The organism is Photobacterium halotolerans DSM 18316, from assembly GCF_000425165.1.
GTDB classification, from domain to species: domain Bacteria; phylum Pseudomonadota; class Gammaproteobacteria; order Enterobacterales; family Vibrionaceae; genus Photobacterium; species Photobacterium halotolerans.
This window is the reverse complement of sequence record NZ_KE384319.1, coordinates 780831-793033: the sequence shown is the minus strand read 5'-3', so window position 1 is coordinate 793033 and position 12203 is coordinate 780831. Positions and strand designations below refer to the sequence as shown.

Below are 12203 nucleotides of genomic sequence, written 5' to 3'. Positions count from 1 at the left end.
AGGATGATGGGGAGAGAAACATGGCTGCAGAAACACAAGTGGCAGAGCTGATTGCCGGCTGGACACTCAAGGAGAAAGTGGGCCAGCTGTTTATTCTGGCGTTTCCCGGCAAATCTGCCGAGGCGGCGCGTCAGATGATTGCAGAGTATAACCTTGGCGGCTGTTACTTAAGCCAGGATAACGCGGAAACTTTCACCGAAGCGCATCAGCTGAATCAGTCGCTGGATGTGATAGTCAAACATCACCACCGTTTGCCTTTGTTGCTGGGTGTCGATCAGGAAGGCGCTTGGGGGGTTCTGGTGGGTGAGTCGACGACCGGGCCGGGTAATCTTGCTCTGGGGGTGCCGGACGCCGTGACGGGGACGGAACGCATGTATAAAGTGATCGGTGATGAAATGCGCTATGCCGGCTTTAACTGCATCCTTGGCCCCTGCTGTGATGTGAACTTCAACCCTGAATCGCCGATCATTGATACCCGCTCGTTTGGCGATCAGCCAAAGAAAGTCAGTGCCCATTCTGCCGCTGCGGTTCGCGGATTACACCAAGGCGACATCATCGCCTGCGCCAAGCATTTTCCCGGCCATGGTGACACGCAGGGAGACACCCACAGGGATATCCCCCGCGTCGATAAATCTTACGATGAGCTGAAAGCCAATGATCTGGCGCCGTTTCAGGCGGCAATCAATGCCGGGGTGGATCTGGTGATGACCAGCCACATTCTTTATCCGCAGCTCGACGACACTTATCCGGCGACACTGTCAGCGACTATCTTGCAGCAGGTGCTGCGTAAAGATATGGGATTTGACGGCATTATTATCTCAGACAGCATGAACATGGGCGCCATCCAGCATCATTACACGCCGGTTGAGGCCGCTGTTAAAGCCATGCAGGCCGGGATTACCATGATCATGCTCTCTGAAGAGCATTATGATCACTCTGAGGCGTACCTGGATAAGCAGCTGGCGATGATTCATGGTGTGATAGATGCCGTGAAATCTGGCGAACTGTCCGAGCAAGTGATTGATACCGCGTTGCAAAAAGTGGTGCGCTTTAAACTGGATAAGCTGCTGCCCATGCCGCTGTTCCACAAAGTCTCGATGCCTGCCGGTCAGATAGTGGCCAGGCAGGCGGCAGAATCAGCGGTGACCTGGGTGCGCGGCGGTGCAGATACCAGTGGCCAGAAACTGTATGTCATCAATGCCACGCCCGAGTCCAGCTATCATAACCTGACCAACCCCAGAGGGATCGGGCCTAACCAGTCTCAGCCTGCTTATGAGGCTTTCATTCAAACCCTGCGCCAGAGCGAGGCCGTGTGGCAGGAAGTCACTGTCGATCAGCTCCCCGACAGCTGCAGTGAGGGTTACCTGGTGGTAGTCACAGAAAACCACCCGCTGCCCGGTGAAGACTTTGATCAGGTGCAGGCTCAACAACTGGTTCAGCAACTCAGTCAGGATTTTGGCAATCTGATCGTTGTGGCGTTGCGCAGCCCTTATGACTTGCTGCGTTATCCTTCTGTCTCGCACTACCTCTGTGCGCACTCGTCCCGCCCAGAAAGTGCTGCCGCAGCAGCCAGGGTACTGGCAGGCGAGCACGCAGCCGGACATGGCCGCGCGGTGAGCCGGGTGAGCTGACTGCTCACTGTCTGATCGAATATACACACATTAAATTTCCTGCTGGCGTGCGCCAGCGGGGTGGCCTCCCAGTATTTTGTAGTTGGGAGATTCGGGAGAGGTTTTGCCTCAAAATAAAAGTAGAAAGGGAAATTATGTTAAAAACAAAATACGGGCTCGTCACTCTGCTGGTGGCTTCAGCATTAAGTGGACAGACGCAAGCTAGCGGTATTCAGGGGTTCTTGGATTCATTACGTGATTTTGAGTCGGGTATTAATCCTGCTCTGGCAGATTTTTATGCTCAGAACCTTGATAATCCTGTGTATACCTATGCGCAAGTGACAGAACCAGGCCGTCTGGTCCGTGATTGCTCTACAGGTATGATGATCTCCGAGCCAACGACTATCAGCCAGTTCTTTACCAAACTGGGGATTGATAATATCTATAACCCGAACACACCGAATGATCCGGAAATGTTCCGGCAGATGCAGTATAACTCTATGAATGCATGGGGTTTTGTTGGTTATCAACTGGGTGAGGCCGTTCTGATTGATGCCGGTTATTACAGTCCTAATGTGGTAAACATTGATGGTACTGATTACGACAGTTTTTATATGTTTGTCCCTGATTCAACCTGGGTTGGCTGTAAAACCGAAGCCTTAGCAGAAATTGAGGGCTCAGGGGGTAACCAGGTTTATGTGACAGATAATAACCGCTGGGAAGGCACATTTGTTGGTAAAAATGGTGTGAACTCTCTGGCTGATTTGCGTCTGCCTGAAAAGCAAGAATTGGTAATGCGCGATGCAATGCACTTTAACGTGAAAGTGATCAGCAAGTTACTTGATGACGCAAACATGACCTGGGGACAGGCTCTGGCAAAAAGCTGGCCGGGTACAGACGATGACGGCAATCCGATTCAGGTTCAGGCAACAATGTCCGGTATTTTGGCCGCTGCCCACTTACGTGGCGCCTGGGGTACTGCCGCATTGCTGACTAATGATCAGATTACCTGTGACGAGTTGGGGACTTGTATTACCAAATATGTCCATAAGTTCGGCGGCTATAACACAATTTTTGATACCCCGGGGAACGATGTCATCGAGGGTTCACCTTACGACGAAGTTCTGACTGCCGGTGAAGGTAATGACACTGTGATTACCGGTGGCGGTAAAGATCAGATTCTGCTGAATGAGCAAACTGGTGCGGTCACTACAGTGAACGATTTTACTGTTGGTGATGACATTATCGTGCTGCGCGGCTGGCAAGCGGCGGATCCATTGGCTGGCCTGGTGGTTTCTTCCGTTGCTGGTGGCACAGAGTTACAGTTCTCCGGCCAGACTGTTGTCCTGAACGGTGTGACTGCTGCAGACGTGCAGGCCAATACAGAGCAGGTTATTGTTAAATCAGATGTCTATACGCTGGCCTGGAACTCAGGAAAGCAAGTGGTTACCGGGTTTGATCCGGCGGTTGATAAGATTGAAGGTACAGCGGGTATCGGCTTTAAGCACCTGAAAGCTTTTGAGACAACAACCTCAGTTGTTATCGGGCCTCAGGCCGAAGATGGCGGTATTTATGCCTCTTATGAGCTGGTGGGACTGACCCTGGCTGATCTAAACCCGGACATGTTTGTTAATGTGACAGGAGGTTATGACCGCCTGGGCTACATTGTGCCAATCAATAGTGTTACCTGGGGCTGGAATGTTGAGCTGGTAGTAAATAGTTTTGATGTGGCGAAAACAGTCATCACTACGCCCAGCAATGAAGCGATTCCGTTCAGTGCAGTGAAGCTGACTCAGGAAGGCGCAAATACTGTGATGACTTTGCTGGATCCATTTGCTCAGGGCAATCAGAAGCGTCTGGTGCTCAACAATACCGATGTGACTACGCTGTCTGCCAGCAACTTCGCCGGTTTCACTGGCAGTTATACAGAGGCAACCATTGATATCCCGGTTTACTTTGATATCAGCGTCAGTGTCAGTGGCATTGGCGGTACGATTTCACCAGCTCCTGATGCATCAGGTGTCCTGTCTGCGAAAGGGGGCGATGACTTCACTGTTAACTTTGTACCTGACAGCGGTTATACCGTCAGCTCAGTGGTCGTTAATGGTGTCGCACAACCTGTGAGCAGCAGTTACACCTTCACGGCTGTGACGGCAAATCAGACTCTGGTAGTGAGCTTTGAACCAGGTTCATCTTGCCCCGCACCTTGGGTTAATGGACAGATTTATACCGCAGGCGATCAGGCGCTTTATGAAGGCAATATTTATGAAGCCAAATGGTGGACGAGTAATAATCAGCCGGATCAGGGTGGTCCCTGGACATTGCTAGGTCCTTGTAACTGACCGGTAATTGATAACGAGTAACGTATTCCTTGAGAGACTAACGAAAAAGCCCGGTAAGAAATTGCCGGGCTTTTATTCGGTCAAAGGATCGTTTCGCAATCTGCATTAATTCCAATACATCATCTTTTGTAAACTCAGCTAAGCTTCTTTTGAATATGGTCAATTCCGATGAGAGGAGTGAAAAATGGGTATTATTTCCTGGATTATTCTGGGCCTGATTGCAGGTGCACTGGCCAAATGGCTGATGCCGGGTAAAGACGGCGGAGGCTGGATTGTGACTATGGCTCTGGGGATTGTCGGTGCTTTTGTCGGAGGCTGGGTGGGCAGCTTAATTGGCCTGGGGCCGGTTACCGGAGTGAATATTGGCAGCCTGATCACCGCGACCTTAGGGGCATTTATTGTTCTGCTTGTTTATAACAAGTTTATTCGCTCTTAGCCGATTCTTTCGTTGCGGGTAAGCCGCTCATGCTGAGCAGCTTACTCCGTTTATCCTTCAGGATTACGCGGCGGGCTGTTCCTGTTGCACTACCGGTGAAGCAAGCTCAGCGGACGGCTCGGCGCGGGTGTCATCCGGCACTTGTGGCGCGGCTTCAGTTTGTTTTACCGGCTGCATGGGCGCAATAGCGGCGGCCGGAGACTGTGGTGTCTGGGCTGTTTTTTCTGCCGGCAGGCTATTTACGGTCAGTTGGGCAATTTGCTGTATCAGCAGGTTTTTTTCTGCAGTATGCTGGCTCTGAAGTGCCGCAATCTGCTGCTGCGCTGCCACCAGTGAGACCGCCAGTTCATCACCGCGTTGGGTTTGCTCGGCCAGTTTGCTTTTGGCTTCTGCCAAGTGCCGGGCTTCATCGCCTTGTTCATTCAGCGTTTCCCGAATAGCCGATACCAGTGTCTTGCCCTGCTCTGGAATGGGCTGATGACGCAGATCCTCAGTTCCCAGCTCCTGACTGATCGCCAGCAGAATGTTTTCATAGCTCAGAATGTGGCGCTCGTAATCACTGGTTTTCATGGCTTTGAGCTGTTTGACAACATGTGCGATATGTCTGGTGTGCGCCAGTGCAAAGGCTGTCGCGTCCGCTTTTTTCTGAATAACGTCTTTCGCGCGGGGCTCAGCGGTGATGAAAGCTTCTGTCGCTTTGAGCGTCGTCTCGGCATGTCTCAGTGTTTCGGGGGCATGTTGACCGGCTTGTTCGGTCTGCAGGCGCTTGAGCTCTTTCTGGCTGTCAGCCAGATAAATGGTCGTCACTGTATCGACTTCTAAAGCACGTTGTTTTCGCAACAAATCTGCCTGACCGTTAATGGCGCTGTCATTGTCATTATCAGCGATGTAATCAACGAGCTTTTTCAGCTCTTTTTCCGCTTGTGCCATTGCCTGAGGGAAATAGGCACCGGCATTGATGCTGTTTAGCTCACTGCGGTTACTGAACGCTTCATTCAGTATTTTCATCGCTTCAGTACGCGTGTGATTGGCGGTGTCAATATGCTGATTGAATTGGGTTAAGGCTTCCTGTGTTGCCTGCAGGTAGGTTGTTGAGGTGAAAATACCGATACTGTCGTTGGCTTTGCTTGAATCCAAGTCATATTCACTGAAGTATTCCAGCGCATCATCCAGTGATTGTCTGGCCTCATCCATAGCGTCAGTGGCAAACCAGGTGAGTGCCTGGCTTTGTGCAAAAGTCTGTTCGGCGGCTTTGATCTTTGCCTGTATGTCTTTTAATGGCGCAAGGCTGGTGGCGCTGGCATTGGTTTCAGCTTTAGGGCTGGCCACTGAGGCTGAATCTGAGGCGCAGCCAGTTAATAGCAGCAGGCTGGCAATACTGGTGAGTTTCAGTCCATTAACAATAGACAGGTTGCATCGTTTGGTCATTTTTAGTTATCCCTGGAAAAGCAAACCATTATCAGCTATCCGTTCTGATACTGGCTGATTCATTATTTTTATCAATCTGAACGGGTATTTTAGAGAAGAACAGAATGAATCTGAATTGATATATTACGTTTTAAGATAAATAAAAATCGGGATCATTAAACGACGGTTTTTATCTAATGTTTCGTCATTATTTTGACGGGCTAAACTTGCTCATCCTGTTTCCGCTGTAATTTCACCTGCAGATCGGTTTTTACTATCTCCAGCGCGGCCAGTGCCAGTTCGGGGTCAACATTGTTGGTTTCCAGCAGATAGATTAAATCCACCGCCAGCTGTACTTCTTTCGGGGCGTCGGTGAGCGCATGTTTCACTGTGTGTTGTCCGGTTGACTGTGTCTGTTGTTTTTTGGTCATCATGCATCCTGAAAGTCGGCAGTGTTAGCTGGCGCGGTGAATTGTTTATCGGGTTGATGGACGGCCAGTGCTGCCCAGAAGAGCTGGGCATGGATATTCACCAATTGCTGGTGATCGTCGTGGTATCCGCCTCCTACCACAGCGGCGAGCGGGATGTTGTTGTCGTGGCACTGGCTGATGACAAAATGATCCCGCTGAAAAATACCCTCAGTGGTGACGTTAAAATAGCCGAGTGCATCGTGCTGATGGATATCCACCCCGGCATCATAGATCACCAGATCAGGCCGGTGCTGAGCCAGCGCCAGTGTCAGCACGGCCTTAAAGGCCGATAAATAGTCATCGGTGCCGGTTTCGCGCGGTAAGGCTAAATCAATGTCGGAGTCAGGTTTGCGCGCCGGAAAGTTTTTGTCGCAGTGGACAGAAAAGGTCAGGATGTTGTCGTCATCGGCCAGCAAGGTGGCGGTGCCGTCACCCTGGTGGACATCGCAGTCAATGATCATGACTTTATCAATACCGGGCAGCGTCAGGGCATGACGGGCTGCAAATGCCAGATCATTGACCAGACAGAAACCGCTGCCGAAGTCATAGTGCGCATGGTGATAACCGCCACTTAAATGCAGACTGATACCGTACTGACAGGCCAAATCCACAGTCATTCTGGTTCCGCCTGCTGATGTCAGGGTCCGCTCAATCAGCTGCGGACTCCAGGGAAAGCCGATACGGCGCATTTTCGCTGCCGGCAAAGTGTTGTTTATCAGGCTGTCAATGTAGTCGGCCTGATGCAGTGTTTTGAGGGCATCGGGCGTGACAGCGTCGGGCTGGAAAAAAGCCACATCGGCCCATGTCTCAATCTGTTTTTCCTGAGTGAGGTGCAGGAACAAGCGCTGATATTTGGTAATAGGGTATCTGTGCTTTGCTGGCAGAACCAGCTCAGAGTACACAGGGTGATAAACAAGTGGCAGCATAGTTACCCTTTTCGCTCAAGCTGGAGGATCGCCTTTTCAAGGCGGGCCATTGCCTGCTGACAGCGGGCAAGCCGGCCTTCCAGCGCGAGCAGTTGTTGTTGCAAAGGCTGACGTGAACTGGCCTGCGGTGCCTGCTCCAGCGCAAATGCCTTATCTTTCACCATGGCAGCAAGGCGCCTTTCCCAGTCCTGATGCTGTGCCAGTTCATCGTACAGCTGGTGCAGGCTTTTACGTTGTTTGACCTGGTATTTCGGCTCGGACTCACGAATCTGCTTGGTGGCCATTTCCCGCTGTACCGCCTGGATCTGAGCCAGAATTTTTTCGCAGACATAACTGGCTCGGGTAGCGTGTAACCGGCCAGATGCCTGCTCGCTTTTCAGTGCCGCTATCTCTTGCTGAATCTCGCGAATACAGGGAACCAGCAGGCGTGACTGGCCGTGAAATAATTGTTTGTCAAAAAGGGGTTTGCTGCTTTCCCTGCGCTGATGATCCAGCGCTTCGGCAGGAGAGAGCAGCTTGTCGACCAGATCAGACAGGCGATGAAGGTCGTTTGTCATAGCTGTTTTTTTCCTCTTACCTGTTTTATAACCAGGCTTGCCAGGCCAGCCGGATGGCCAGAATAACCACCACGGTCACAAACACCGGGCGAATGAACTGACTGCCAAAGCGAATGGCAGAGTGCGCGCCAATATAAGCGCCGAGCATCAGGCAGACACCCATGGTCAGCCCGAGGGCAACATTGATATGACCCAGTATGGCAAAGGTTATCAGTGAGGTCAGGTTACTGGTGAAGTTCATGGCTTTGGCCAGGCCTGATGCCAGCAAAATGTCCAGCTTATAGAGCGCCATGCTCGATACTGTCCAGAACGCGCCGGTTCCCGGCCCGGCCAAACCGTCATAAAAGCCCAGCCCCGTGCCCTGCAGCCACTGTTTACGCTTCAGGCTGGCGCTGGGTTCAGGCAGCTTGTGACTGTCAGCTTTGGGATGCGGATGCCAGACAGTGTAGACCGCTGCGGCAAGTATGATCAGCGGGAGCACTTTCTCCAGCCAGCCGGTACTGATGATGTTAACAACCAGCGTACCTGTCACTGCGCCAATCAGGGTCGCGACGAATGAGGCTTTCCAGAAAGCCGGGGAAAACAGCTGTTTTTTATAGTAAGTCAGCGCAGCGGTGGAGGAGGCAAACGTCGCCGCCAGTTTGTTGGTCCCTAACGCGATGTGCGGTGGCAATCCTAACGACAACAGGGCCGGGACTGTCAGCATGCCGCCGCCGCCGGCGACCGCATCAATAAATCCGGCAGCCAGGGCTACCAGACCGAGAATGAGCCACATGCCCGGATCTATCATTTCAATCATTAATTATTCATTTTTCTTTGATGGTGTGTTCAATTACGCGCTTAAATGGCGGCAAGGAATCGAGCAGTGCTTTGCCGTAGCGCCGTGTGATGATCCGTCTGTCGAGCAGTACAACTCTACCAAAATCCTGCTCTTTGCGCAGCAGTCGGCCCGCAGACTGGATCAGCTTCTTACTGGCTTCCGGTACGGCAATCTGTAAAAAGGGATTACCACCCCGACTTTCAATGTATTCCGCATGCGCTTCTTCAACCGGTGAGGTAGGCACCGCAAACGGTATTTTTGTGATCACCAGGTTTCTCAGAAGATGCCCGGGTAAATCGAGACCTTCGGAAAAGCTGCCGGTGCCGAACAGAATGCTGGCTTTTCCTTGTTCACAATTGCTCTTATGTTTATCCAGCAGGATTGTACGTGACTCTTCTCCCTGTACTAGCAGTTCCCAGCTGTTTTTTTGACAAAGTGGCTTTAAGGCTTCGGCAACCTTGTTCATTTGCCAGTAGGAAGAGAACAGCACCAGGCTGGCGGTCTCGCCTTCAAAATACTCAGGCAGGGTTTCTATCAGCAAATCAGTGAACTGTTCTGCCTGCGGCTCACATTTCATGTGCGGGATCACCAACCGGCCGTTATTCTGGTAATCAAACGGCGAGGCGAGGGCAAGAAAGCGTGTCCCTTCCGTTTCGCTGATACCGGCCTGGCGGCAGAAGTAGCTGAATTGATTCAGAGCCCTGAGTGTCGCCGACACTAAAATGGAACCTGCTGCCCGGCTCCACAAAAGCTGATCAAGACGATAGCCGATTTCCAGCGGTGACACCTGAACGATAAAATCCCCGTCCTGTTCCGGATTTTTTTCCAGCCAGCGCGCTAACGGGGCGCCCTGATCTTTGATGGGCTGTGCCATGAGTGACCAGACTTTCTCCAGATTTTCAAGCCGCTGCAGATAGTGGCCAGATTCTGCCAGTGCCGGTTCTGCGCTGCGTGCCGGCACTTCGTCATCTTTGAGGCGCTCAGTGATCATGTCATGCATTTTTGCCAGAGATTGCCTGGCTTTTTTGCTGGCATCGCGGCATCCCTGGGCCTCTTCTGCCAGCCAGGCAGGCAATTCGCCGTGTGGAAAACGGTAACTGCCGTCTTTGCTGAATACCGCCGGATCGACCTGACCGGCCAGCTGGCGTAAGGTCGGCACTAAGTGCTGGATGGATTCCTGCAGCGTATTCTGAAAACGACCGGCTTTTTGGGCATCAGCCAGTTCGGTCAGCTTACTGACCGACTGATTGAGCTTTTCCAGCCAGTTACTGGCTCCTTTCAGGCTGGCGGCCGCGGCGGAAAAGTCCCTCGCCACTTGTGGCAGGTGGTGCGCTTCGTCAATGGCATAAATAGTGTGCTCAGGCTCTGACAATATGATGCCGCCGCCTAATTCCAGATCGGCCATCAGCAGCGCATGGTTGGCAATAATCACATCGGCTTTATCCATATGCTCTCTGGCTTTCGCAAAAGGGCAGCTGCGGTGTTTGGCCATGCCGGAATTGCAACTGTGCTTATCCGATACGATTTGCTGCCAGACACGATCCGGCACCACAGTCGGCCAGCTGTCTCTGTCGCCATCCCACTTTCCCTGTTGCCAGGCGGCAAGCATCCGCTTGAGCAAACCGAGGTCAGACTTTTTCGGCTTCTCCTGCCAGAGCGCCAGCTGACTGTCGTCCTGACCGGCACAGCTGGCTTCAAGGCGATGACTGCAACAGTAACGCTGACGGCCCTTCGCCAGAATAAAACTAAATTCTTTCGGAAAAATTTGCCTGAAAAGCGGTAAATCCTTATGAATCAGCTGCTCTTGTAAGGCAACGGTTGCCGTCGCAATCAGTACTTTTTTGTTATTGAACAGTGCAAACGGGATACAGCCCATCAGGTACGACAGGGATTTGCCGATGCCCGTGCCCGCCTCCGCAACCAGCATTCGCTGTTTATCATGGTATTCGCCCGATAGCGTTTTAGCGATTTCAGCAACCAGATAGTTTTGCGCACGACGGGGTATAAAATGCTCAAGTTGTGCACTCAGGTTGGTATAGCACTGTTTAATATCACTTTTTATCTGGTTGTGAAGCATGATTGAAACTTAATCTTGGTTGGGGCCGTCATTATAACACGAAGCTCTGGTCGTGGAGCTTCTCGCTGATCCTCGCGCATTTTTAACTTGAAATGGGATTCTCCTCACGAAATAAGATTGAACCCCAGTTGAATGGGGTGTTGTTAACTACTTGATTAATCCAATCATCTTAAATATGTTGTTTTTGTGGTGTAATATTCTGCTTTTATGGGTGTAAAAATGCTTTTTCGGCTATAAATTCTTTTATTTGACGCTATTAAGTAACCATTAAATTCCCTGTGATAAGTGTGTCTTTGTTAAATTTCTGCTAAGTAAATGCTTTAACTTATTGAAATTAAAGGTTGTAAGAAAAATTTGTTGTTACACAGTGAGAATTTGACATGGTAATAATTTCTCTGTCAGGATGAGTTCCGCAAGTTACGCCATCCCGGCATGGTTTTGCATGGTCAGGTTTCACTGAACCGAACACAGGCTGCCGGGAAGGGATATAAAAAAACAATAGGGATTCTGGAAATAGGAATTCCATCCATAAGAAAAGGCAGTGGATATCATGAAAAAAACGCTAATTGCACTATCTGTACTGGCTGCAGGCTCTGCAAACGCTTCTGTTAACCTGTTGGACCAAGACGGCGTTATCGTCGACTTGTCTGGTTCTGCTGAAGTTCAGCTGTTCCAAGACATCGTGGCAAAAGGTTCTGATGAAGATCCAACTATCCGTCTGGACGATGGCGACATCACACTGAACACCACTATCCCGGTTAACAACAGCCTGAATGTGGTGGCTGGTCTGAGCTTAGATCTGTCTAACACCGATGCAAACGGCAGCTCTTCTGATTTCTTCAATGATGAGCTGTATGCTGGTTTCCAGGGTAAAGACTTCGGTACCCTGACTTTCGGTCGCCAGTTCCTGATCTCTGATGATGCAGGTATCGGCAAAGACTACGAACTGGGTATTACAGAGCTGGGTTTTGATACAACTCAGGGCAGTGAAGTGGTTAAGTACGTTTACGATAACGGTCAGTTCTACGCTGGTGCTTCTCACGACATTAACGCGAACGACAACGGTGGCATCACTGATGCGCGTCTGGGTGCGCGTTTTGCTGGTCTGGACGTACGTGGTTATTACTACACCTCTGACGATGTCAATGTCCTTGGTGAAGAGATCACTGGTTACAACTTGGAAGCTGAATATGTAATTGAAGCAATCTCACTAGCTGCTTCTTACGGCAATGTAGAGCAAGAGCTTTCTGGTGTGACGATTGTTGATGCTGATGTTCTTTCATTGGCAGGTTCTTACACTATGGGTAAGAACACCTTTGCTCTAGGTTACAATCGTCTTGATATTGATGGTGGAGAAACAGTTGACAACGTTTACGGTAACGTGACTCACCAACTGCACAGCAACGTGAAGCTGTACGCTGAGCTGGGCTGGGCTGACGGTGACAACACTGAATTCGACCTGGGCTACGTAGCGGGTATGGAAGTACTGTTCTAAGAACGGTTTCTACCAGTACACAGATATTGCAAAAGCCGCCGTTTGGGCGGCTTTTTGTTTTGG

General features: G+C 50.8%; 10 protein-coding genes. 4 read left to right on the top strand and 6 right to left on the bottom strand.

What is annotated here, in order from left to right; genetic code table 11:
* Window positions 1-20 precede the first annotated feature (20 nt).
* The 3 genes from H511_RS0112955 to H511_RS0112945 all read left to right on the top strand — a co-directional run bounded on the left by H511_RS0112955 (window position 21) and on the right by H511_RS0112945 (window position 4388).
* Window positions 21-1631 carry a glycoside hydrolase family 3 N-terminal domain-containing protein gene (locus H511_RS0112955; RefSeq protein WP_027252676.1) on the top strand — a complete coding sequence of 537 codons (1611 nt, stop codon included), beginning with the start codon at window positions 21-23 and terminating at the stop codon, window positions 1629-1631.
* A gap of 134 nt (window positions 1632-1765) precedes the next feature.
* A complete protein-coding gene (locus tag H511_RS0112950) occupies window positions 1766-3952 on the top strand; it encodes a carbohydrate-binding protein (protein WP_027252675.1) in 2187 nt (728 codons plus the stop codon).
* Between the two features lie 184 nt (window positions 3953-4136).
* The gene (locus H511_RS0112945) at window positions 4137-4388 is read left to right on the top strand and encodes a GlsB/YeaQ/YmgE family stress response membrane protein (RefSeq protein WP_027252674.1); all 252 of its coding nucleotides are present in this window, start codon (window positions 4137-4139) and stop codon (window positions 4386-4388) included.
* 63 nt (window positions 4389-4451) lie between these two features.
* Here the strand turns inward: H511_RS0112945 and H511_RS0112940 are convergent, their stop codons facing one another.
* From H511_RS0112940 to dinG, 6 genes are all read right to left on the bottom strand, one after another.
* Entirely contained in the window at window positions 4452-5816 is a 1365-nt protein-coding gene (locus tag H511_RS0112940) for a hypothetical protein (protein WP_027252673.1), read from the bottom strand.
* A gap of 200 nt (window positions 5817-6016) precedes the next feature.
* A complete protein-coding gene (gene rsmS, locus H511_RS23370) occupies window positions 6017-6229 on the bottom strand; it encodes a pleiotropic regulatory protein RsmS (RefSeq protein WP_420835034.1) in 213 nt (70 codons plus the stop codon).
* A complete protein-coding gene (locus H511_RS23365) occupies window positions 6226-7191 on the bottom strand; it encodes a histone deacetylase family protein (RefSeq protein ID WP_051288143.1) in 966 nt (321 codons plus the stop codon). The genes rsmS and H511_RS23365 overlap by 4 nt, the downstream gene beginning before the upstream one ends.
* Before the next feature lie 2 nt (window positions 7192-7193).
* Entirely contained in the window at window positions 7194-7748 is a 555-nt protein-coding gene (locus tag H511_RS0112925) for a primosomal replication protein (RefSeq protein WP_027252672.1), read from the bottom strand.
* 25 nt (window positions 7749-7773) lie between these two features.
* Window positions 7774-8547 (bottom strand): sulfite exporter TauE/SafE family protein, encoded by a 774-nt coding sequence (locus H511_RS0112920; RefSeq protein WP_027252671.1) that lies wholly within the window; start codon window positions 8545-8547, stop codon window positions 7774-7776.
* A gap of 7 nt (window positions 8548-8554) precedes the next feature.
* Window positions 8555-10645 (bottom strand): ATP-dependent DNA helicase DinG, encoded by a 2091-nt coding sequence (gene dinG, locus H511_RS0112915; protein ID WP_027252670.1) that lies wholly within the window; start codon window positions 10643-10645, stop codon window positions 8555-8557.
* A gap of 550 nt (window positions 10646-11195) precedes the next feature.
* Between dinG and H511_RS0112910 the strand changes: the two genes are divergently transcribed.
* On the top strand, window positions 11196-12140 hold the full coding sequence (locus tag H511_RS0112910; RefSeq protein ID WP_027252669.1) for a porin: 945 nt from the start codon (window positions 11196-11198) through the stop codon (window positions 12138-12140).
* The last annotated feature ends 63 nt before the right edge of the window (window positions 12141-12203 follow it).